Origin of the sequence: Pantoea sp. Sc1 (assembly GCF_000255315.1) — a bacterium.
In the GTDB taxonomy this organism is placed as follows: Bacteria; Pseudomonadota; Gammaproteobacteria; order Enterobacterales; family Enterobacteriaceae; genus Pantoea; species Pantoea anthophila.
On sequence record NZ_AJFP01000001.1, the window covers coordinates 939552 to 962726 of the forward strand.

20 protein-coding genes are annotated in these 23175 nt (G+C 57.7%); 8 read left to right on the top strand and 12 right to left on the bottom strand.

Features of this window, described 5'->3' with window-relative positions; genetic code table 11:
- Nucleotides 1-7 precede the first annotated feature (7 nt).
- From fdhE to fdnG, 4 genes are read right to left on the bottom strand one after another with little or no spacing between them, the layout of a single operon-like run.
- A complete protein-coding gene (gene fdhE / locus S7A_RS04485) occupies nucleotides 8-931 on the bottom strand; it encodes a formate dehydrogenase accessory protein FdhE (RefSeq protein WP_009088322.1) in 924 nt (307 codons plus the stop codon).
- Entirely contained in the window at nucleotides 931-1572 is a 642-nt protein-coding gene (gene fdoI / locus S7A_RS04490; protein ID WP_009088324.1) for a formate dehydrogenase cytochrome b556 subunit, read from the bottom strand. Before fdoI ends, fdhE begins: the two co-directional genes overlap by 1 nt.
- Entirely contained in the window at nucleotides 1572-2471 is a 900-nt protein-coding gene (gene fdxH, locus S7A_RS04495; RefSeq protein WP_009088325.1) for a formate dehydrogenase subunit beta, read from the bottom strand. Before fdxH ends, fdoI begins: the two co-directional genes overlap by 1 nt.
- 12 nt (nucleotides 2472-2483) lie before the next feature.
- Entirely contained in the window at nucleotides 2484-5534 is a 3051-nt protein-coding gene (fdnG, locus tag S7A_RS04500; RefSeq protein WP_009088327.1) for a formate dehydrogenase-N subunit alpha, read from the bottom strand.
- A 393-nt stretch (nucleotides 5535-5927) separates the two neighbouring features.
- Here fdnG and fdhD point away from each other — a divergent pair, with 393 nt between their 5' ends.
- Nucleotides 5928-6752 carry a formate dehydrogenase accessory sulfurtransferase FdhD gene (fdhD, locus tag S7A_RS04505; protein ID WP_009088329.1) on the top strand — a complete coding sequence of 275 codons (825 nt, stop codon included), beginning with the start codon at nucleotides 5928-5930 and terminating at the stop codon, nucleotides 6750-6752.
- 22 nt (nucleotides 6753-6774) lie between these two features.
- Here fdhD and S7A_RS04510 read toward each other — a convergent pair whose 3' ends face one another.
- Complete coding sequence (locus S7A_RS04510; protein WP_009088330.1) at nucleotides 6775-7551, bottom strand: DeoR/GlpR family DNA-binding transcription regulator; 777 nt, start codon at nucleotides 7549-7551, stop codon at nucleotides 6775-6777.
- A 206-nt stretch (nucleotides 7552-7757) separates the two neighbouring features.
- On the opposite strand from S7A_RS04510, the gene S7A_RS04515 reads away from it, so the two are divergent.
- The 3 genes from S7A_RS04515 to S7A_RS04525 all read left to right on the top strand — a co-directional run bounded on the left by S7A_RS04515 (nucleotide 7758) and on the right by S7A_RS04525 (nucleotide 11167).
- Nucleotides 7758-9098 (top strand): aspartate aminotransferase family protein, encoded by a 1341-nt coding sequence (locus S7A_RS04515; protein WP_009088333.1) that lies wholly within the window; start codon nucleotides 7758-7760, stop codon nucleotides 9096-9098.
- A 282-nt stretch (nucleotides 9099-9380) separates the two neighbouring features.
- On the top strand, nucleotides 9381-9998 hold the full coding sequence (gene sodA, locus S7A_RS04520) for a superoxide dismutase [Mn] (RefSeq protein WP_009088335.1): 618 nt from the start codon (nucleotides 9381-9383) through the stop codon (nucleotides 9996-9998).
- A gap of 200 nt (nucleotides 9999-10198) precedes the next feature.
- Entirely contained in the window at nucleotides 10199-11167 is a 969-nt protein-coding gene (locus S7A_RS04525) for a VirK/YbjX family protein (protein ID WP_033736120.1), read from the top strand.
- 8 nt (nucleotides 11168-11175) lie between these two features.
- On the opposite strand, the gene S7A_RS04530 is transcribed toward S7A_RS04525, so the two are convergent.
- From S7A_RS04530 to S7A_RS04555, 6 genes are all read right to left on the bottom strand, one after another.
- Complete coding sequence (locus tag S7A_RS04530) at nucleotides 11176-11538, bottom strand: YibL family ribosome-associated protein (RefSeq protein ID WP_009088339.1); 363 nt, start codon at nucleotides 11536-11538, stop codon at nucleotides 11176-11178.
- Nucleotides 11539-11640: 102 nt separating this feature from the next.
- Nucleotides 11641-12186 (bottom strand): mannitol operon repressor MtlR, encoded by a 546-nt coding sequence (gene mtlR, locus S7A_RS04535; protein WP_181161962.1) that lies wholly within the window; start codon nucleotides 12184-12186, stop codon nucleotides 11641-11643.
- 64 nt (nucleotides 12187-12250) lie between these two features.
- On the bottom strand, nucleotides 12251-13399 hold the full coding sequence (gene mtlD, locus S7A_RS04540) for a mannitol-1-phosphate 5-dehydrogenase (RefSeq protein ID WP_009088343.1): 1149 nt from the start codon (nucleotides 13397-13399) through the stop codon (nucleotides 12251-12253).
- Between the two features lie 94 nt (nucleotides 13400-13493).
- Entirely contained in the window at nucleotides 13494-15428 is a 1935-nt protein-coding gene (locus S7A_RS04545) for a PTS mannitol transporter subunit IICBA (RefSeq protein WP_009088344.1), read from the bottom strand.
- A gap of 443 nt (nucleotides 15429-15871) precedes the next feature.
- Entirely contained in the window at nucleotides 15872-16588 is a 717-nt protein-coding gene (locus S7A_RS04550; RefSeq protein WP_009088346.1) for a DUF3053 domain-containing protein, read from the bottom strand.
- Nucleotides 16589-16791: 203 nt separating this feature from the next.
- Nucleotides 16792-18390: a gamma-glutamyltransferase family protein gene (locus S7A_RS04555; protein WP_009088349.1), complete on the bottom strand. Its 1599-nt coding sequence runs from the start codon at nucleotides 18388-18390 to the stop codon at nucleotides 16792-16794.
- Between the two features lie 731 nt (nucleotides 18391-19121).
- On the opposite strand from S7A_RS04555, the gene S7A_RS04560 reads away from it, so the two are divergent.
- Nucleotides 19122-19418, top strand: coding sequence for an HTH-type transcriptional regulator (locus S7A_RS04560; protein WP_009088351.1), 297 nt, complete (start codon nucleotides 19122-19124; stop codon nucleotides 19416-19418).
- A 37-nt stretch (nucleotides 19419-19455) separates the two neighbouring features.
- Here the strand turns inward: S7A_RS04560 and S7A_RS04565 are convergent, their stop codons facing one another.
- Nucleotides 19456-20052 carry an HD domain-containing protein gene (locus S7A_RS04565; protein WP_009088354.1) on the bottom strand — a complete coding sequence of 199 codons (597 nt, stop codon included), beginning with the start codon at nucleotides 20050-20052 and terminating at the stop codon, nucleotides 19456-19458.
- Nucleotides 20053-20113: 61 nt separating this feature from the next.
- Between S7A_RS04565 and S7A_RS04570 the strand changes: the two genes are divergently transcribed.
- From S7A_RS04570 to eptB, 3 genes are all read left to right on the top strand, one after another.
- Complete coding sequence (locus tag S7A_RS04570; protein WP_009088355.1) at nucleotides 20114-20578, top strand: MarR family winged helix-turn-helix transcriptional regulator; 465 nt, start codon at nucleotides 20114-20116, stop codon at nucleotides 20576-20578.
- Between the two features lie 95 nt (nucleotides 20579-20673).
- Nucleotides 20674-21102 carry an organic hydroperoxide resistance protein gene (locus S7A_RS04575; protein WP_009088357.1) on the top strand — a complete coding sequence of 143 codons (429 nt, stop codon included), beginning with the start codon at nucleotides 20674-20676 and terminating at the stop codon, nucleotides 21100-21102.
- 305 nt (nucleotides 21103-21407) lie between these two features.
- Entirely contained in the window at nucleotides 21408-23099 is a 1692-nt protein-coding gene (gene eptB, locus S7A_RS04585) for a kdo(2)-lipid A phosphoethanolamine 7''-transferase (RefSeq protein WP_009088360.1), read from the top strand.
- Nucleotides 23100-23175 lie beyond the last annotated feature (76 nt).

A 23175-nucleotide genomic window follows, 5' to 3' on the forward strand; every position in this document is an offset into this window, starting at 1 on the left:
TCATCGCCTATTCGCCAGGAAACATAAAGGGGTTGAGACTGCTGCGAGCAAAACCTTCCTGCTCCATCCGGGCATCCAGTATCAGCGATGCCAGATCGTCGGCCACCGGTTCGATGGCCGGATCTTTCTCCTGATAGAGCATCTTCAGGTAGGTGCCACAGTCGCCGCAGCTCTCTGCCTTCACCGCCGCCAGCTCGCTGTTGAGCGACCAGTAGTGCAGATCGCGGGACTGCTCGCACTGGGTACACTTACTGCGTACCACATGCCATTCACTTTCGCACAGATTACAGTGCAGGTAACGCGCGCCTTCATCACTGCCCATATGGACCACGCTGGCGACCGGCATACTGGCGCACACCGGACAGAACTGCCGCTGATCGCCCATCTCCGCCCGCGCTTTGCCCGGGATCAGGGCCGCCATCTGCGCCCAGTAGAGCGAGAGCGCCGCCCAGATAAAGGGCGCTCTGTCGCTGCTGACCTGCGCATAATCGCCGGTAAACAGCGCACTGGCCAGCGTCTCCAGCTCGGTGGCGGAGGCTTTTTCCAGATTCTCCAGCACCGCCAGCGCCTGACCGCTCATCTCCGGCTTCAGTTCGGCAATCAGCGAGTGCAGCAGCCGCTGCCAGTGCGGATCGCGCGGCAGGGTGTGGATGTTCAGCGGCGGCTTACCCTCGCTGGCGCTCTGCGTCAGTCGGGCATGCAGATCGATGTGCAGCGGGTGGTCATACAGCACAATCTCCTGCGCTTCGGCGATCGTTGCCGCAAAGCGCAGATAGTCGCCGAGTGGATTTTTCGCCGCCAGGTCGCGCAGTCGCGCAGCACGACGGCTGTATAAATTTTTCAGCCGTGGAAAAAGTAACGGCGGAATCCTCTCCGCCGTCTTCTTTTCGCCTTTCTCCAGCTGATCTTGCGGGATTATGCGAATACTCATCAGGGGCGTTTATCCTGTTTTTCTGGCAGTTTACGCTGCTCACGAAACCAGCGGGGATGGTGATGTCTGGCCCAGTCGGCGCTGACCCAGCCCTCAACCATCGCGGTCAGTGTGCCTTTGACCCACAGTGCAGCATAAACATGCACCATGATGACGATAATCAGTACCACTGCTGACACCGAATGCACCACCAGTGCCAGACGAATCAGCGGAATGGCGAAGGCATCAGCAAAGTAAGGTCGCCAGATCACAATGCCGCTGGCAAGCAGCAGGACTAAGCTGATGATAGCAGCCCAGAACACACACTTCTGACCAAAGTTATATTTACCGGTGTCACCCACCTCTTCATTGCGTGCAATCCGGTGAATATTTCTGGCCCAGCAGAGGTCATCACGATTGATCAGGTTCTCTTTCCAGTAGCGCAAAAACATCAGCATAAAAGCGGCAAACATCACCACACCGGTGAAAGGATGCAGAATACGCGCCAGTTGTGGCGTGCCGAATATCTGCATCAGCCAGTTGAAGGAGGGAAAGAAAAACCCCAGACCGCTTAAGGCCGTGATGACAAAGCAGATTGCGACAATCCAGTGATTAATGCGTTCCGGTGCGCGGTAGCGCACCAGACGATCGGATTTGTTCATTATTTATCCTCCCTTTGCTGATCGTCGTCACTGTCGTGCGCGTCGGTGACGCGATTCGGACCGACGCCGACATAGTGGAAAATTGATGCGGCGAACGTGGCGGCAAAACCCACCGCCGCCAGCGGTTTCCAGATCCCCTTCCAGAAGGTCACGGTCGGGCTGATGCCCGGATTCGCCGGCAGGCCGTGATAGCGCTGAGGCTTGTCAGCATGATGCAGCACATACATCACATGGGTGCCGCCCACGCCTTCCGGGTTGTAGAGACCCGCCTGTGCAAAGCCGCGCGACTTCAGCTCTGCTACGCGCTCCTCCGCCAGCGTCAGCATGTCGCTTTTGCTGCCGAAATGAATGGCGCCGGTCGGACAGGTCTTCACACAGGCGGGTTCCTGGCCGACGCTGACGCGGTCCACGCACAGGGTGCATTTATAGGCGCGGTTATCCTCTTTATTGATGCGGGGCACGTTGAAGGGACAGCCCGCGATGCAGTAGCCGCAGCCAATGCACTGCTCAGACTGAAAATCGACGATGCCGTTAGCGTACTGGATGATGGCGCCTGCTGACGGACAAGCCTTCAGGCAGCCGGGATCGGCGCAGTGCATGCAGCCATCTTTGCGGATCAGCCAGGCGAGCCTGCCGTTCTCTTCCACTTCTGAAAAGCGCATCACTGTCCAGGATTTGGCGCTCAGATCGGTGGGATTGTCATAGACCCCGATGTTGTGACCGACCTCATCGCGGATGTCGTTCCATTCGGAGCAGGCAACCTGGCAGCCTTTACAGCCAATGCAGGTGGTGACGTCAATAAGCTTCGCCACTTCGCGCTGGTGATCGCGCGCCTGCGGCGGCGGGGTAAAGCCACTGGTCGCAGAGCGACGGATAATATCTTGTGATTGATAAGCCATGGTCATCCACCGTTACGCTTTTTCGACTTTCACTAAAAATCCCTTGTACTCCGGGGTCTGCGAGTTGGCGTCGCCAACGGAAGGCGTCAGCGTATTGGCGAGGAAGCCCTTACGCGTGGTGCCCTCAAAGCCCCAGTGACAGGGAATACCCACGGTATCCACCGGCCTGCCGTCAATCATCAGGCGCGGGAGACGGCGGGTAACCACCGCTTTGGCCTCGATATAACCCCGGCGTGACGAGACTCTGACGCTGTCACCGGCCTGAATGCCTTTCTCCTCCGCCAGTTCGGTGCCGATTTCGACAAACTGCTCCGGCTGCGCAATGGCGTTCAGCAGGGCGTGCTTGGTCCAGTGGCGGAACAGCTCAGTGATGGAGTAGGTGGTGGCGACGCAGGGATAGTCAGCGACCTCGCCCAGCTGCGATACGTCACTGCTGAACAGACGAACGACCGGGCTGTGACGCTGCTGCGGATGCAGGGGATTGTCGGCGAGGGGACTCTCCATCGGCTCATAGTGTTCCGGGAACGGGCCATCCGCCATTTTATCCAGCGCAAACAGGTGACCCATGCCGTCGGGCTGCATGATAAACGGCCCGGCCTGTTGCTGAGGTGGCAGCGTGACCGGATAGTCCGGCACATCGATGCCGTGCCAGCGTGCGCCGTCCCACTCAATCAGGCGGCGCTGCGGATCCCAGGCTTTACCCTGCGCATCCGCAGAGGCGCGGTTGTAGAGAATGCGGCGGTTGGCCGGCCACGACCAGGCCCAGCCGGAGACCGCGCCCAGCCCGGAAGGATCGGCATTATCGCGCCGCGCCATCTGATTACCGTCCGGCGTCCAGCTGCCGCTGTAGATCCAGCAGGCGCTGGCGGTGGTGCCATCGTTACGCAGCTCTGAAAAGCTGTTGAGCTGCTGACCTTTTTTCAGCAGCAGTTTGCCACTGGCGTCATAAATATCGGCCAGCGCCTGGCCATTGCTCTCCTGCGCCACCTCTTCCGGCTCAGGATTGAACGGATCGCGGTAGTCCCAGCGCATGGCCATCAGCGGCTCAGGGTTTGCACCGCCTTCGAGACGATAAAGTTCACGCAGCCGCATAAACAGATTGCCGAGAATTTTTCCGTCGTGCAGCGCTTCTCCGGGCGGCTCGGCGGCAGCCCAGTGCCACTGCAGCCAGCGTGACGAGTTTGCGACTGAGCCCGACTCTTCCGCGAAGCAGGAGGAGGGCAGACGGAACACTTCGGTCTGGATTTGCGCCGGGTCGACGTCGTTGAACGCGTCGTGATGTTGCCAGAAGCTGGCGGTTTCCGTGCTGAGCGGATCGATCACCACCATAAACTTCAGCCGGGAAAGGGCCCGCACCGCCTTATTTTTGTCCGGAAAGGCGGCCAGCAGGTTAAAGCCCTGAATCAGACAGCCATTCAGCGCGCCCTGTTCCATCATCTCCGCCTGCGCCATGCAGTCGTAACTTTTGTCCCATTTTGGCAGCCAGTCGTAGCCCCACTGGTTTTCCGCCGTAGCCTTATCGCCGTAGAAACTCTTCATCAGGCTGACAAAAAATTTGTCGGTGTTCTGCCAGTAGTTGACCTGCCCCGGCAGAGGCGCAACCGGCGTGGCCTTCTCCAGCCAGCTGGCCAGTGTGGTCATCTTCTCGGAGGGCAGCGGCAGATAGCCCGGCAGACTCTGTGACAGCAGGCCGAGATCGGTAAATCCCTGCACATTGGAGTGACCACGCAGCGCATTGATGCCGCCACCCGGCATACCAATATTGCCCAGCAGCAGCTGGATCATTGCCGCCGTGCGGATAATCTGCGAGCCGTTAGTGTGGTGGGTCCAGCCCAGCGCATAGAGGATGGTGGCGGTGCGATTCGGCACGCAGGTCGATGCGAGCTGTTCGCACACCGCGATAAAAGCGTCCTGCGATGTGCCGCACAGGCGTGTCACCATCTCCGGCGTATAGCGGCTGGCATGGGTTTTCAGCAGATTCAGCACGCAGCGTGGATGAGTGAAGCTCTCATCCCGTCGTGCATGGCCGTTTTCATCCAGCTCATAGTGCCAGCTCTGGCGATCGTACTGACGGGTGTCGGCATCATAGCCGCTGAACAGACCGTCGCTGAAGCTGAAGCCGTCGCTGACAATCAGGGCCGCGTTGGTGAAGGCGCGAACATACTCCTGCTGGATCAGGTTGTGCTGCAGCAGATAGTTAATCACCCCCATCAGGAACACGACGTCGCTGCCCGCCCGCACGGGCGCGTAAAAATCGGCAACGGCGGCAGAGCGGTTAAAGCGCGGATCGACCACAATGACCTGCGCCTTGTTCCGGGTTTTCGCTTCAATGACCCATTTAAAGCCGACCGGATGCGCCTCGGCCGGGTTGCCGCCCATGATCATCACCACATTGGCATTTTTGATGTCGTTCCAGTTGTTGGTCATGGCTCCGCGACCAAAGCTGGGGGCCAGCGCTGCCACGGTCGGGCCGTGACAGAGACGCGCCTGATTCTCCAGCGCCAGAATCCCCAGCGAACGGGCAAACTTCTGGTCGAGCAGGCCGGTCTCATTACTGGCGGCGGACGAGCAGAACATGGAGGTGGTTGGCCAGCGGTTTACCGTGACCCCTGCGGCGTTGGTGGTCTGGAAGTGGGCATCGCGATCCTGCTTCATCAGGCGGGCAATACGATCAAACGCCTCCTCCCAGCTGATGCGCTGCCATGTGTCAGAGCCCGGTGCACGGTATTCCGGGTACTTCAGCCGCTGCTCGCTGTGAATAAAGTCGATCACGCCCGCGCCTTTGGGGCAGAGCGATCCGCGACTGACCGGATGGTCCGGGTCACCTTCAATATGGTAAATCGAGGCGCTGGCATTTTTAGCGCCATCCCCCAGGCTGTAGATCAGCATGCCGCAGCCGACGGAACAGTAGGTGCAGTTATTCCGTGTCTCTCTGGCGCGTATGAGCTTGAACTCCCGGACACTGGCTAAGGCTGTGGTGGGGGCAAAACCGAGCAACGCCGCGCTGGTTCCCGCCAGTCCGCCCGCACAGATCTTAAAAAAACTCCGTCTGTTAATTTGCATGTTATCGTTCTTCTTTTCCGGCTCCATTGCGAAGCCCTGCAAAATAACAGCCCTGATTGCCTGTAAGTTGACCGGGGTCAACAGGTTAGCGATTAGTAATTCTTTTTCTAAATTTTGTTAAAAACCTGCGGCGAGGGAGCGGCATTGCAAGTCCATTTTCAGCGTCAGCCGCGGATGGCGGGGGTGATTTGCTCCCGGATGTTAATGCCGGAGCCGTTCCCTTCTCATTTTGCACACCCGCGGCCGTGGCCGCGCCCCTGACACACCTGAAACCGCATGAATTGCCCCGCTGTTTATTTGCGCTGTGCCGGGCCTGCAGGCAAAATCAGACGATGTCAGCCCCTCGCCGTGCAGCCGCACCGGCAATTATTTATTAACAACAGGTCCTATTTTTTGAAAGCTATCCAGCCTGACTCAGGCGAAGATTTAACAATTCAGGCCGGCGTCAGCACAACGCAGGTCTGGCAGCGTGCCGATCTGATGACAGCTCAGCCTGACTGGCTGGCGGATGAGGTGCCGGTGGCGCTGGTCTATAACGGCATCTCTCACGTGGTGATGATGACCACCCCCAAAGACCTGGAGGCCTTCGCGCTGGGTTTTTCGCTGTCAGAGGGCATTATCGACGCGCCGGGTGATATTTTCGGCATGGACATCGTGCCGGGCTGTCACGGTATTGAAGTCCAGATAGAGCTTTCCAGCCGCCGCTTTATGGCGCTGAAAGCGCAGCGCCGTGCGCTGGCGGGCCGGACCGGCTGTGGCGTGTGTGGCGTTGAACAGCTGGATCAGATCGGCAAGCCGCTGTCGCCGCTACCCTTTACCCAGACCTTTGCGCTGGATCAGCTCGATCGGGCGCTGGGACAGCTGAAAGAGTATCAGCCTGTCGGACAGAAAACCGGCTGCACCCATGCGGCGGCGTGGATCCAGCCCGATGGTCAGCTGGCCGGCGGCTGTGAAGATGTAGGTCGCCATGTGGCACTCGATAAGCTGCTGGGCTATCGCAGCCAGGCCTCATGGGGGCCGGGGGCGCTGCTGGTCTCCAGCCGCGCCAGCTATGAGATGGTGCAGAAGTCCGCCATGTGCGGCGTCGAGATCCTGTTCGCCGTCTCTGCCGCGACCCGTCTGGCGGTTGAGGTGGCTGAGCGCTGCAACCTGACGCTGGTCGGCTTCAGCAAGCCGGGCCGGGCCACGGTCTACAGCCACCCGCAGCGGCTGCGTTAAATTACCTGCCGTTGCCGCTTCGCTAGACCACGATCAACCGGGGCAGCGCCTGCTGCAACGCATCCAGTTCGGCACCGTTATCCCCGCCGCTGTCGGTAATCAGCAGGCTGATCGCCTGAGGCGGCGCGTAAATTGTCCGGCTGACCACGCCCAGCTTGGTGTGATCGGCCAGCAGATAGCAGGCGGCGGATTGCTGAACCATTGCCCGGGCGATGGCCGCTTCATGCGGATGAAAACTGCTGGCACCACAATCGGCCTCAATGCCAACCGGCGACAGCAGCGCCACATCGGCGCGGTAGCGGATGATTTCGCCCACGGTGATCTCACCGCGCGTCTGTTGCGCCCCGGCGGACATATTCCCGCCCAGCAAAATAATCTGATTATTCAGAGGCTGGTCTTCCTCTCCGGCGCTCAGCGCCAGCGCGGCCTGCAGGCTGTTGGTCACGATCGTCAGGCCGGACAGGGCGTGCAGCTCTTCTGCCAGCAGCGTGGTGGTACTGCCCGCATCAAGGAACAGCGTCTGTCCGGGCTGCAGCAACTGCGCGGCGGCGCGGGCGATCGCGCGCTTCTCCCGGGTCTGCGTACTGCGACGTTCCGTCAGCGGCGGCTCCGCCGAGGGCTCTATCGCCACCAGTCCGCCATGGACGCGGCGCGCCAGCCCCAGCGCTTCCAGCTCGATGATATCGCGGCGCGCGGTTTCGCGTGAGACCCCCAGCTCCCTGATGATGCGCTCGGTACTGACCTGATTGAGTCGGGTCAGCAGGGCGCGGATGCGATGAAGGCGCGTTTCCTGCAGCATAGCGGTTTCCTTTTTAAGCGCGAAGAGCACGGATAATACGCCAGTGAGGCGCAGGAGTCCGTCTGAATCAGGCATCAGCTTAACGCGGCGATCTCCCTGCGTCATGTGTATTTTGTTGTATTTGTGTATTTGGTTGCATTTTATTTTCAGGCAGGCATGATGAAGGGGTCTGATCTTCCTCCTTCATCCTTGTCACGGGAGTCATTATGGCCACGCGTTCCACCATTATGGATACCAACAGTTTTCGTGCTGAACATGCCGATGCGCTGGACAGCGACACGCGCAAACTGACCGATAAACGCAGCAAAGTGCTTGGCGAATCCTATCGTCTGTTCTATCGCAAACCGGTTCATCTGGTGCGGGGTGAAGGGCAATACCTGTGGGATGCCGCAGGTGATAAATATCTCGATGTGTATAACAACGTGGCGAGCATCGGCCACTGCCATCCGGCGGTGATCGAGGCGGTGACGCAGCAGATGAAAATGCTGAACACCCACACCCGTTACCTGCATGAAAATATCCTCGATTACAGTGAAGCGCTGCTGGCGACCACACCTGCGGCGATCGATCGTGCGATGTATATGTGCACCGGCTCGGAAGCGAATGACCTGGCAATCCGCGTCGCGCGCGCCTTCAGCGGCGGCACCGGCATCATTGTCAGCAAGGAGGCCTATCACGGCACCAGTGAGCTGACCTCCGGTGCGTCGCCGGCGCTGGGCAGCGGACAGCCGCTGGCCCCCACCACACGGCTGGTGATGCCGCCGGATGCCTACCGGGTGGATGCGCCCGACCTTGGCGACTGGTTCGCTGACCAGATTCAGCAGCAGATTGATGACATGGCGGCGCACGGCATTAAATTTGCCGGTTTCCTGGCGGACTCGATTTTCTCCTCGGACGGTGTGCTGCCCAATCCGCGCGGCTTCCTGAAAAAAGCGGTCGATGTGGTGCACGCCAACGGCGGGATCTTTATTGCCGATGAAGTCCAGCCTGGCTTTGGCCGCACCGGCGACGCCTTCTGGGGCTTTGGCCGCCACGATGTCGTGCCCGATCTCATTACCACCGGCAAGCCAATGGGCAATGGCATCCCCGTTTCCGGGCTGCTGGCAAAAAGTGATGTGCTGGCCGCCTTCAGCGACTCGATTCCTTACTTCAACACCTTTGGCGGCAATCCGGTCGCCATGGCCGCGGCGCAGGCTGTGCTGAAGGTGATCACCGAAGAGGGGCTGCAGGAACACAGCCGGGTCGTCGGCGCGAAGCTGCTGGCTGAGCTGAAAACCCTGATGGATCGTTATGAGTGCGTAGGGGATGTGCGCGGTGCCGGACTCTTTATCGGCTTCGAGCTGGTGACCGATCGTCACAGTAAAACGCCGGATAAAACCCTGGCGCTGGATTTAATCGAGAAGCTGCGTGAACATCGCGTGCTGACCTCGGTCGCGGGCCCCTATGGGAATGTGCTGAAACTGCGTCCGCCATTGGCATTCCAGGAGAGTGACATCGACTGGCTGGTCGGCGCACTCGACAGCGCACTGCGCGAGCTGGGCAGGTAGTCCGCAGGTCAGGGCTGACGCGGCAGGCGGGCGGACAGACCGCCTGCTCTGCGTGCGGGATCGGCATCCCGGTCCGGCGGACGGAGAGGGTCAAAAAGGCAGGGTGAGGCACAGCATCTTGTAAAAACAACGGGTTGCTATTGCCGGATTTCTCAATTCCTTAGGTTTTATAGGGCATTGATTACCCTTTTACGCTACATGAATTTAACTATAATGATTCGACTGCTTACGCGGCACGTCCTGAATCCGTCGTGCTGCACCCACTAAATGGAGAGGAAGAACATGAGTTATTCACTGCCATCCCTGCCTTACGCATACGACGCACTGGAACCGCATTTCGACAAGCAGACGATGGAAATCCATCACACCAAACATCACCAGACCTATGTGAACAACGCTAACGCGGCGCTGGAAGGCACTGAATTTGCCAATCTGCCGGTTGACGAGCTGATCACCAAACTGGATCAGCTGCCAGCAGACAAAAAAGGCCCACTGCGCAATAACGCAGGTGGTCACGCTAACCACAGCCTGTTCTGGAAAGGCCTGAAAACCGGCACCACGCTGCAGGGCGACCTGAAAGCCGCGATTGAGAAAGATTTCGGCAGCGTAGAAAAATTCCAGGAAGAGTTTGAGAAAGCGGCAGCCACCCGTTTCGGTTCTGGCTGGGCATGGCTGGTTAAGCAGGGTGACAAACTGGCTGTGGTATCCACCGCAAACCAGGATAACCCACTGATGGGCGAAGCGGTTGCCGGCGTGTCTGGTTTCCCGATCATCGGTCTGGACGTGTGGGAACACGCTTACTATCTGAAGTATCAGAACAAACGTCCTGATTACATCAAAGCGTTCTGGAACGTCGTTAACTGGGACGAAGCGGCTGCGCGTTTCGCTGCTGCTCAGTAAGTTAACCAAACGTAAACATAATGAAGATAAACCGGTAAATTCTATTTTGCCGGTTTTTTTATCCCTATTTTATGCAGTCTCAAAGTGAACCAGAAATCGTAAAATATCCGCTTTAATGTTGTCCGATATTAACCTGCCGTTGATATTGGCCATGTTATTTTCAGTGACATCGTTGCTTAACTCTTTGTGTGTCGCTGATTATGTCAATTATAACTACTCATGAATCCACGACCGATTCAACTGCCTCGCTTTTTTTCCAGTTAATCAGTGGGAAATATGTGCCGGATAAACTCTGGCTGAGTAAACGCTTCCGGCTGAAATTTGTGTTAAGAACATTAATATCGCCGCTGACTACGCTACATTATCTGGATGCCCTGTCGCAATTACCACAGCGCGCCCTGCTGATGAGCACCCAGGGACTGCTGCCAGCCAAGCTGCACCGGCCCTATCTGCGCTCGGGGATGAGCATTGCTGCCCGCGCACAAGCCATTCTCGATCACTACACTCTGATGAATAATCTGGCGAATCCGACGCTGCGTCAGCTGCTGCAGAGCGCGTCTGATAATCCGCTGGCGACGCTGACCGGTAAAAATGGCGAGAAATTCCTGCTCTCCTGCAGCTCGGGTTATTTCGACCGTGAAGGTGAAGTGACGCTGGTATTGCGTTATAACGACGAAGTCATCGCCTCGCTCTCTTTTTCTATTCTGAACGAGAATAACCAGCGCACCTTATTAATTGGCGGATTACAGGGCCCGCGGAAACATATCAATAATGAGGTGATCCGCGAGGCGACCAAAGCGGCGCAGGGTCTCTTTCCGAAACGCCTGTTAATGGAAGCAGTATTTATTGTGGCGAAGCAGTGCGGCGTGGAAGCTATTCTGGCGGTGGGCGATGAGACGCACGTCTTCCGCAGTCTGCGTTATCGTCACAGCAAAGGGGATAAGTTCTTTGCCAGCTACAGTGAGTTCTGGCTGTCGCTGAGTGGCGAGGCTCGCCCGGACGGGATGTTCAGACTGCCGCTGAGCCTGCCGCGTAAAACGCTGGAGGAGATCGCCAGTAAGAAGCGGGCAGAGTATCGCCGTCGCTATGAACTGCTGGATTCGCTGGCGGAGCAGGTTTATGCCGCCGCCGGCGAACACAAAGCCGATGTCGATCAGGCTGCCGCCTGATCGCGGGCTCAGAATGCGGTTCTGGCGAAGCCGGTCATCACTTTCAGACCCATTTCACGTCCCAGTGCGGTCATTGGATGCACCACGACCAGGCCGCGCACGCTTTTCTTCAGCGCACCCAGATTTGCCTGCTCTTTTTTGGTAATTTCGCGGCTGAAGCCCATCTTTTGCAGCTTCTGCGCTTCTGCACTCAGCTTTTCAACCCGCTGATTGCGCAGACGCTCAATTTCCGTGACCAGCGTTTCTTTCTCTTTCAGCAGCGCGCCCAGTTTCTGGGCATCACCCGATTCCAGTAACTGCGGCTCTTTGCGGTTCAGTGCGTCCAGCTGATCGCTGAGACGTTTGATTTCGTTCTTTTCTTGCTCTTTCATGACAACAACTCGTTGAGGAAAACAGGCCAAGGATACACCAAATCTGGCGCCGGTTCCCGACAGGTTAAGGCAAAAAAGGCGCCGCAAGGGCGCCTGACGGGATTAGCTGCCGGACTTTTTAAACGCCTGCTTCATACTGATGCGGGCGATAAGCTCGGTGAGGGAGAGAACCATGGTGGATCGCACCATCTGCAGATAGCGCTGCTGCTGCATGCTGCGCAGTTCTGCATCGTCGGTATGAAACACCGGTGCGGGCGGCCAGGCGGTCACGCAGTGCAGCTCGCCAAAGGGGCCCAGAATTTCATCGTCGGTAAAACGATACTCTCCGGTGTCGTGATTCAGCTCTTCGCGGAGCGCCAGCAGCAGCTCAGCATCTTCATATTCGTGCCGGCTGATGACGCCCAGACCGTAGATCAGCTTCAGGCGAACCGAGAGTTCGCCTAAAGGCCCATCGCCCAGCAGCAGCGGTTCTACCGCATATTTGACCGCATAGTCATCTTTGCGGAACACCTGCAGCACCAGCAGATTGACGGCTTCCGCCAATAGCTCAACGGCGGCGATCAGAAAGCTTCTCACCGAACGACCGGCGTTCAGGCGCTCAAGCACCCGGTTCTCAAAAGCTTGCTTCTCTTCCATTATTGCCTGCATGGGTTCAATACCGCCGTTGGGCGCAGGCGAACTGCGCCCGGCTTGCGTCACTAACACGCGCGCATTATGCCATAGCGTGCCAGGCGCTCACCACCGAAGCCACGACCTCGCTGTCAGCATCCAGCCCTGAGATCTCCGCCAGCGTCGCCTGAGGACCTTTCTCTGCCAGCAGCGCAGCCAGCTCCTGCGCCTGCGGGTCCTGGTCGCTGTGATAGTGCATCGCCGCGGCAATTCCCTGCACCAGGCTGGCGTGCGGTAAACCGTACTCCAGCGTCCCCAGCGTCGGCTTGATCAGGCGATCGCCCGCGCTGAGTTTACGCAGTGGCTGACGCCCGACGCGCTCAACCTCATCTTTCAGATAGGGGTTTTCAAAACGGCCGAGGATCTTGCGGATGTAAGCCGCATGTTTCTCTGCGTCAAAACCGTAGCGCTTAATCAGCACGGCGCCGCTCTCCTCCATCGCGCCTTTCACCACGGCCCGGATTTTTTCGTCAAGAATGGCATCGCGAATGGTCTGGTGACCTGCCATCTGGCCGAGATAGGCGGTAATCGCGTGGCCGGTATTCAGGGTGAAAAGCTTACGCTCCACAAACGCCATCAGGTTATCGGTCAGTTCCATGCCCGGAATGGCCGGCAGGTCACCTTTGAACTGGGTTTTATCCACGATCCACTCGCTGAAGGTTTCAACCGTCACCTCCAGCGGATCGCTGCTGCCTGCTTCGGTTGGCGGCACGATGCGGTCAACGGCAGAATCCACGAAGCCAACATGCTGCTCCAGCCAGGCGTGATACTGTTCGGGCAGCGCCTTCAGCACATGCTGTTTCAGCTGGCTGGTGCCGCGCACCATGTTCTCGCAGGCGATGATATTCAACGGACGGGTATTACCTTTGTCGCTGCGTTTTGCCAGCCCTTTGGCTACGCTCCCGGCGATACGCTCCAGGATTTGCGGCCCCACGGCGGTGGTGACCAGATCCACCTCCGCAATCAGGGTGACGATTTCATCACTGGTGCTGTTTACCGCACTGACGCCTTTAACGGTTTCTGTTCTGGCCTGCTCGCCAACCACATGAACGGGATACTCATGACGCGCGTTCAGTGCATCCAGCACCGCCTGATTCACATCAGCAAAAACCAGTTCGATACCTGCATCAGCCAGTAATTTGCCGATAAAGCCGCGACCAATGTTTCCTGCTCCGAAATGTAACGCTTTCATAATTTTTGACCCATATCAAATGACGATGGGGCGGGCAAACCCGCCCCAGGAAATCGGGACGGGCATGACCGCCCCAGGGAAAAACAGCCTTGAATTACGCGAGTGCCGGTTTGCCTGACAGGAGATCCAGCACTTCCTGCACGCTGCTGGTGTTCGCCAGCTTCTCAATCACGCTGTCATCATCCAGCGCATTGGTCAGGCTGGTGATGACCTGAATGTGCTCGTTGTTGCGGGCAGCAATACCAATCACCAGGCGCGCCACATCGTCCGCATCTTCGCCGAACAGGACGCCTGCCGGATACTGGCAGAACACCACGCCGGTTTTCAGCACGCGATCTTTGGCTTCAACCGTGCCGTGCGGCACCGCGATCGACTCGCCGAGGTAGGTCGGCGTCAGTTTTTCACGCGCCAGCATCGCCTCAACATATTCAGGCTCAACGTAACCGCCTTTCACCAGCTGCTCACCCGCAAAGCGGATGGCCTGCTCTTTGTTGCTGGCGCTCAGGCCGAGGAAGACGTTATCCGCGCCCAGCTTAAACAGGTGTGCGTTGCCTTCATCGTAACTGTCAGACAGGGCAGTGTTGACCGTTTCACGATGGAGGTCGCTGCGGTTTGCCGCCACCAGACGCTCGGTCAGGGTGCTGTAGAGCGCGCTGTCGAGGAAGTTGTTCAGCGAAATATGCTGTGCATGTGGTGCCTGACGAATGGCGCGTTCGGTCAGGTCGCGGTGGGTGATCACCAGGTCGACATCGCCTGGCAGAGCGTTGATGGCAGTATTGGTTACCGAAACATTGCTCAGACCCGCGTCCTGCACTTTCTTACGCAGCACGCCTGCGCCCATGGCGCTGGAGCCCATACCGGCATCACAGGCGACGATGATTTTACGGACGTGATGCAGATCGACGCTCATGGCATCGCTGGCGATAGCGCCACCCGCTGCACCCTGACCTTTCGACTGCGCTTTCATCTCATGCATGCGCTGGGTTGCCGCTTCGATATCGTCATCTTCTTTGACTTTGCTGGTTTTCAGCAGAATCGCAGAGACCACGAAGGAGACAGCGAAGGCGGCAGCAATCGCCGCGATGTTGGCGAAGTAGGCACCTTTTGGCGTCATCGCCAGCACCGCCAGGATAGAACCGGGTGAAGCCGGAGAGACCAGGCCGCCGTTCAGCACGGTCAGCGTGAAGACACCGGTCATCCCGCCCAGGATCACCGCCAGCAGCAGGCGAGGGGCCATCAGCACATACGGGAAGTAGATTTCATGGATGCCGCCCAGGAAGTGGATAATCGCCGCACCCCCCGCAGACTGTTTGGCACTGCCGCGACCAAAGAACATGTAGGCCATCAGCACGCCCATACCCGGACCCGGGTTGGCTTCGATCAGGAAGAAAATCGATTTGCCCGCTTCACTCGCCTGCTGGATACCGAGCGGCGAGAAGATGCCGTGGTTGATGGCGTTGTTCAGGAACAGGATTTTCGCCGGTTCAACGAAGATGGAGGTCAGTGGCAGCAGGTTGTTCTGCACCATCAGGTTCACGCCGGCGGCGAGAATGTGGGACAGACCTTCCACCAGCGGGCCGATGGCCAGGAAAGCCAGCAGCGCCAGGATCATCCCGATAATACCGGCCGAGAAGTTGTTAACCAGCATCTCGAAGCCGCTTTTGATTTTGCCGTCGATCGCCCGGTCAAACGAGCGAATGGCCCAGCCACCCAGTGGACCGGCAATCATCGCGCCGAGGAACATCGGCATATCGGCACCCACGATCACACCCATGGTGGTGATAGCACCGACCACGCCGCCGCGATCGCCGCCTACCAGACGCCCGCCGGTAAAACCGATCAGCAGCGGCAGCAGGTAGGTGATCATCGGGCCGACCAGTTTGGCCAGCGTTTCGTTAGGGATCCAGCCGGTTGGAATAAACAGTGCGGTGATGATACCCCAGGCGATAAACGCCCCGATGTTTGGCATCACCATATTACTCAGAAAGCGACCAAAGCTCTGTACTTTGACCTTGACTGATGAGGACATAAACCCACCCCTTATTGAGACGCGCTGCAATAGGAGAGCGCGTTTGTTTTTGTTTAGCCACCCCGACCAGAGCCGGTGGTATTACTGTATGCACGCGGACTCTATCACGCGAATCTGGCACTGCGTAGGGCCCGGAATAAGTGTGATCCACATCACTCATTTGCGGTGGGAACGGGGGTTATTAGCGTGACTTTGATCACAAATACAGAGGCGGGCACGGTGACTTTGCCTGAATTCTGACCGGCGCACCGGCTTATCTGTGATGAATATCACATTCGTGATGGCAGGGTTTGTTATGTAAATGTGACTGAGATCACAAACTATTTTTGGTCGAAAATGCGCCAGATCACACTTCAGTCAGCGGGGAATTCAGGGGCAGAAGAGGCGGGGAAAAAAAGGGGCAGGGAGAGGGGCAGGCGATCGGTGCCTGCCCGTAAAAAGTGTTACTGCAGACCCGCCTGAACGGCGGCCTGAGCCTGAGGCAGAGCCTGCGCATTGGCTGACACGGTGCTCATCAGCGCATTGTATTGCGAAGCCTGCTCCTGGGTCGGGAACTGCACACCGCCATCATTGAAGCTGACGCGGGTTCCCTGCGATTGCAGGAAGTCGCCGGCCTGGACCGCGCCCTGACTCAGCGCCTGGAGCTGAGGCAACAGCGGGATCAGTTGATTGGCAGGCACCGTCACCACTTTGTTGTAGGCGCTGTCGTAGACTTTTTTCAGATCATCCTGCTGCTTCAGGGTCGCTTTGCTGCTGTCCGCCTGCATTTTGGCGCTCTCAATCTGCTGCGTGACGATCACCAGGGCGCTGGTGGCCTGGCGGAGTGAGTCACGACGGCTGAGGTAATCCTGCGGCACGCGAATGGCAGACAGCTCATCGACCACCGGGCGCATCCCCTGCTCAACGGCTTTATTCGCCTGCTGCGAGAAGCCATACAGGATGGCGTAGTCGCTGGCGAAGTTGCCAAAACTCTGCTTCTGATTTTCGCTCAGGCTGGGCAGATGCTCGCCGCTGCGCATAACGGTATTCTGGAGGAAATCGATAAATGCTTTGCGCTGCTCGCCTTCTTTATCACCGCACGCGGTGAGTTGCAGCACGATCAGCACGCCAGCGATCATCATGCCGCTGCGTGCCAGGATGCGGGTAAGTCCTGAAGCCATGGGTTCAACTCCTGTCGGTGATACTGTCTGATATCCAGGTAAGAATGGCCTAAAGAATAGAACAATCCCTGGTCACGGCACAATGTGAAACCACACGTGAAACAGAGACTTTCTGCAACCCGCGCCGTCGCACCTCTGCGCCGGGGCCTCGGGGCGTGCCGGGCAGCACGCCCTCTGTGATGCTGAGGAGGCTGAACCTCGCTTCAGAACACCACCGCCTGACCATCTTTGCGGCTCTCGCTGGCCGCAATGTAGAAGCCCTGAGGATCGCGCACGATTGCCTGCGCACCGCCAAAATTGTAATTGCTCAGCGGATCTTCCAGCACCACGTTGTGTCCCATGCGGCGCAGGGTGCTCAGGGTGTTGCGATCGATCGTTGACTCAAACACCACCTCGCGTCCCTGCACCACCCGCCAGCGCGGCGCATCAATCGCCGCCTGAGGATTTTGCCGGTGAAGCATGATGCGCAGCGCCAGCTGGACATGCCCCTGCGCCTGCATCGGGCCGCCCATTACGCCAAACGCCATCAGCGGCTGGCCCTGCTCATCCCGCGCAAAGGCCGGAATGATGGTATGGAAGGGGCGCTTACCCCCCGCCACAAGGTTGGGATGAGAGGGGTCGAGTGAAAACCCGGCACCCCGGTTCTGCAGGCTGATACCCGTGTCAGGCACCACCACCCCGGAGCCAAATCCCATGTAGTTAGACTGAATAAATGAAACCATCATGCCGCTGGCATCGCCGGTTGCCACATAAACGGTGCCGCTTTGCTGCGGCGACCCAAAGCGAAAATCGCCCGCCTGGCCGGGGTCAATCAGCGCGGCGCGCTGGCGGAGGTAGTCGCTGCTCAGCAGGCGGTCAGCCGGAAATTCGAGGTGATCTTCATCGGTGACATAGCGCTCCAGATCGACCAGCGCCAGCTTCATCGCCTCAATCGACAGATGCAGCCACTGCGGAGAATCGGGCGCGTAGCGATGAATCTCCCACTCCTCCAGTATGCCGAGCGCAATCAGGGTGGCGATGCCCTGACCGTTAGGCGGCAACTCCTGAACCGATCCGCCGGCAAACGGATGGGAGAGCAGGGTGACCCAGTCGGCGCGATGATTTTTCAAATCCTCCAGCGTCAGGGCTGCGCCATGCTCGCGGGCAAAGGCTGCCATCTTCTGCGCCAGTTCGCCGCGATAAAAACTCTCTCCCCGGCTCTCAGCGATCGCCTGCAGGGTGGTGGCCTGCGCCGGGTTGCGGAAAATGTCACCCGCGCGCGGCGGGCGGCCCTGCGGCGCAAAGCAGCGGCTGAAGCCAGGCTGATCCCGCAGCTTGTCATAGCCGCGCTGCCAGAGCTGAGCAATCAGCGGTGAAACCGGAAAACCGTCGCGCGCATAATCGATTGCTGGCTGCGCCAGGGTGGTCAGCGGCAGTGTGCCGAAGCGCTCAGCCAGGGTGACCCAGGCCGAGACAGCCCCCGGCACGGTGACGGACTCCCAGCCGGTTTCAGGCATGGTGTCTGAAGCGGCAAAGCGTTCAGGATGCCAGGCGGCGGGCGCACGGCCGGACGCGTTCAGCCCGTGCAGCGTGTGACCGTCCCAGACAATGGCAAAGGCATCGCTGCCGATGCCGTTTCCGGTCGGCTCCAGCACGGTTAAGGCCATGGCCGTGGCGACCGCCGCATCCACGGCGTTACCTCCCTGTTGCAGCATACGAAGACCGGCCTGCGCCGCCAGCGGCTGGGAGGTGGCGACGGCGTTACGTCCCATCATCGGTACGCGATAAGAGGGATAGCCGACATTGAAATCTGTTTCACGCATCGCTTTTCCTTATAGAGATCAGCTCCCGGTCTGGCCGTCATTGGCGTGTCATAGCGCCTGCACTTCTTTCGCGCAGGCGCATCAGCATTGACGGAGCGCTGCACCGGCAGAAGGCAGAGACCGTTTCATCAGGGAGTCTGCTGTTTTATCCGGTGATGTCTGGCCGTGCAGAATAGGTGATTCATCCACAACCTGCTGTGAGCCGCCGCGCGGCCGCGCACAGGGGGTTACCAGGACTATTCTTAATTTCATAAAGGCAGTGAATATAAGTGTTCAGGAAGTAAACCATTGGCGTATATTTTGCACTCACTATCTGAAGAGGCAGACCGCCTCACAAAATTGAGAAGATGCCTGCAAAAAGCATGACGGCACCCGCATAAATAGCAAACAGCATTTGATTTTTTTGTCCGCTATGAGGGCACAAAAACCAGCTGCCTCAGCGTGTTAGAGGCGTCGGAACAACTCCGGCAAAAGATAGTGAAAAAAATAATGAGAAATTGCGCGGCAAATAGTCAGGTCTCTATCCATACTTAGTCTCCCGGCATTTGTTGCATTGAACTGACACCTTTTAAAGCAGTGCACAGCAGGCTGCGTCCCGTAGTGGTTTCAAAAATAACAAAAACAAACCCTTGCGGGATCCAGCCTGTAACAGGCCCGGTTTCAGAGCCCCAGGTTGAGGCTCTTACCTCTCTACTTTCACGTGCTTCATAGCGAGTTTTAAGGAGTTCTCTATGGAATTAAAAGACCCGATGTTTGAATTGCTCAGCAGCCTTGAGCAGATTGTTTTGACACGTGATGATCGCGCCGCCGACTTACTGATTCAGCGTCAGCAACCCGCTCAGCCAGAGCCACAGCGCCTGCGCGAAATGACCGGCATGCAGGTTGATGAGTTTGCTAAAGTGATGGGCGTGAGCGTTTCTTCCGTGAAAAGCTGGGAAGCCCGGCGCACCCGTCCTTCTGCGACGGCACAGAAACTGATGAAGTTGTTACATGCTAATCCCTATCTGGGACGGCAGTTGCTCGACTAACCCTGCTTCAGAAAAGAACCCGCCGCTGGCGGGTTTTTTATGCGCGTAATTCGCTGTATTTGGCGGCCTGCTTCACGAACCAGCTTTCCGGGACGTTATAGGGTGATTCGCGCAGCTGTGCGATCCCACTCTCTATAATGGTGGAAGCCTGCTGCCATAACTGTGCATCGCCCTGTTTCAGCAGCGTAATCTGTATCTGCTTTTCCACCAGATAGACGCGGGCAAAGTCAGGATCGAAGCGCACAATCGCGCGGGTATTGTCGATGATATCGGCCAGTTTTATGGTTTGCGCCTCAGGACTGGCGCTGGCAGTATGGCGAAAGTGCGCCAGTTTACGGGCTGCCCGATTTCTGGCCGTGGCAGGCGCGCTGTCGGTCAGCATTTCTACCAGGCTGGCCACGCGCGCGCCGAAGTGGGCTTCTATATCGCCCGGCGTGGTCGGTGTATCTTCCACGGTGTCGTGCAGCCAGGCGGCTGCCAGCAGGGCATCATCATGGCTGACGCTGCGGACCAGCTCCACGACCGCCGCCGGATGAACGATGTAAGGCTCGTCGGTATATTTGCGGCGCTGACCGGCCCGGGCATGCGCCTCGGTGGCGAAACGACGCGCCTGTTCTTCCAGTGAATTCTGCATGCCTGTTCCCCTGATAAAAGTTTGCTTGCAATTATCTAGTGCGCTACCTATATTAAACACCATGAACAGTGATCAAGATGACAAAAAAGTGAAACCGATGCCACTGTTGGTCGATCAGCAGCTCTGCTTTGCGCTTTACTCTGCCAACCTGGCGATGAATAAAGTCTATCGCCAGTTGCTGAGCCAGCTCGACATCACCTATCCACAGTATCTGGTGATGCTGGTGCTGTGGCAGAAAGATGATGTCACCGTCTCAGAGATCGGCGAGCAGCTCTTTTTAGACTCCGCCACCCTGACGCCCCTGCTGAAACGATTGGAGAGCGCAGGTCTGATTAACCGGCAGCGTACCCGTCAGGACGAGCGTCAGGTTGCTGTGACGCTCACCGAAGCGGGCGAGGCGCTGCGCATTAAAGCCGCCTCAATTCCTGAAGCGGTGAAATGCGCCACAACCTGTGACGATGAGACCCTGCTGGCGCTGAAAACAGAGCTGGATGGGCTGCGGGATAACCTGAACCAGTCCCGATAAAAATTGCTGACGGGTGCGTGGCACCCGTTAAACCTCATCGCCTGATACCGCACAGATAAGTAGCGGGCGATTAAATAGCGTAACGGAGAAATGTCATGTCTTTAGAACAAGTGGTTTACCGCGCCAAAGCCAAAGCAACCGGTGGTCGTGATGGTCGTGCAACCTCTTCTGACGGTGTACTGGACGTGAAACTGGGTGTCCCGAAAGAGATGGGCGGTGCAGGCGGCGAAGCGACTAACCCTGAGCAGCTGTTTGCTGCGGGCTACTCTGCCTGCTTCATCGGTGCGATGAAGTTTGTGGCGGGCCGTGACAAGATCGCCATGCCAAAAGATGCCTGGATCGAAGGTGAAGTTGGTATCGGTCCTATTCCCAACGGCTTTGGTATCGAAGCGACCCTGAACATCCATCTGCCAGGCATGGATGAAGCAGAAGCGCAGAAGCTGGTTGATGCGGCGCATATCGTTTGTCCTTACTCAAACGCGACCCGCAACAACATTGACGTGACGCTGAATATCATTCGCTAAGCGAACAGCGGGCCTGAGTCTCTCAGGCCCCTCTTTTTTCCATCCCCGATTCCGCTCTGCCACCCTCTGTTTGCCCGCCACGATCTGTCTTGTACAAAAAATGTGCTAATCAGGTCGACAAAGATTATTTTCTGGTCTATCAAACGCAGCCATGTTTTACTGGGCCACCTCGCGTTATAGCCCATAAACCCGTTCAGAATTTTCCTTCATCTTGTCCGGCCCGCTTATTCAGCGAACTCTGCCGCGTTTCGGCAGTCACATTAAAGATTTGTCAGGCGCTTCACACCGGAGAAACCCCCTTTTTCATGAATTACATTAAAACGCTAACGCAGCAAAAGTTATCGCTATTGCTGGCGCTCTATCTCGGTATCTTGCTGAATTTACCGATTTTCTATCGTCGTTTTGACGGTTTTCTGAAGCAATCTACAGTCACGAACTGGCTGACGGCGGTCACCGAGGTCGTGGCGATCGTGCTGCTGACATTCTTCCTGATGCGCCTGCTGTCGCTGGGAGGCAAGTGGTTTTATCGCGTGCTCGCCACGCTGATTGTGCTGATTTCTGTTGCCGCCGCCTATTACATGGCGTTTTTCAACGTGGTGATTGGCTACGGCATTGTGGCGTCGGTGATGACCACCGACACCGATCTCTCTAAAGAGGTGATCGGCTACCACTTCGTTCTGTGGATGGTGCTGGTCAGTGCGTTACCGTTGCTGATGATCTGGCGCAACCGGCTGAGCATGACGCTGAATGAGCAACTGCGTACGCCGGGACAGCGTCTGAAACCGACCCTGATTATGCTGCTCTGCGTGGCGCTGGTCTGGCTGCCAATCCGTTATTTCGACAAGCTGCAGAAGCATAATGAAGAGATCACGAACATCGATCTGCCGAGCTACGGCGGCGTGGTCGCGCACTCCTATCTTCCTTCCAACTGGCTGGCGGCGGTCGGACTGTTTGCCTGGACCCGCATGGATGAGTCGCTGCAAAGCGAGGAGCTGCTGGACCCGGCGAAGAAGTTTACCTACGTCGCGCCTGCCGGGCTGGATGATACCTATGTGGTGTTTGTAATTGGTGAGACCACGCGCTGGGATCACATGGGTATGCTGGGTTATGAGCGTGACACCACGCCTAAACTGTCGAAAGAGAAAAATCTGGTCGCGTTCCGGGGTGAATCCTGTGATACCGCGACCAAGCTGTCGCTGCGCTGCATGTTCGTGCGCGAAGGCGGCACGATGAATAATCCGGGCCGTACGCTGAAAGAGCAGAATGTGTTTGCGGTGATGAAAGAGCTGGGCTTCACCTCTGAGCTGTTTGCGATGCAAAGCGAAGTCTGGTTCTACGACAACGTTAATGCCAATAACTTTGCCTTCCGTGAGCAGATCGGTTCCGAGAAGCGCAATCAGGGCAAAGCCGTGGATGATATGCTGCTGGTGCCTGAGATGAAGGCGTCGCTGGATCGTTTCCCGAAGGGCAAGCATCTGGTGATCCTGCATACCAAAGGGTCGCATTATCTCTATTCACAGCGTTACCCGCGCAGCTTCGCGAAGTATCAGCCGGAGTGTATGGGGGTGGATGAGACCTGCAGCAAAGCGCAGTTGATTAACGCTTACGATAACTCGGTGCTTTATGTGGATAGCATGCTGGACAGCGTGCTGGATCAGCTGCGTGATAAGAAGGCGATTGTCTTCTATGCCGCCGACCACGGGGAGTCGATCAGCGAGAATATGCATCTGCACGGCACGCCGCGTGAGATGGCGCCGCCTGAGCAGTTCCGCGTGCCGATGATGGTCTGGGCGTCCGATAAGTATCTGGAAGACAGCCAGAACCGCAGTAATTTTGAGCGTCTGCAGGCGCAGCAGCGTGTGGGGCGAACCCATCGTCACGTTGAGCTGTTCGATACCATCCTGGGTTGTCTGGGGTATACCTCGCCAGATGGCGGCATTAACCCGGCCAATAACTGGTGCCAGGCACCGGCGAAAAGTCAGGCTAAATCGCTGTAATGGTGTACGAAAGGGGGAGGGCAGGCAGCTGATTTCCGGTAACCGCATGCTTTCCAGGCGATCGGCGGCAAAAGCT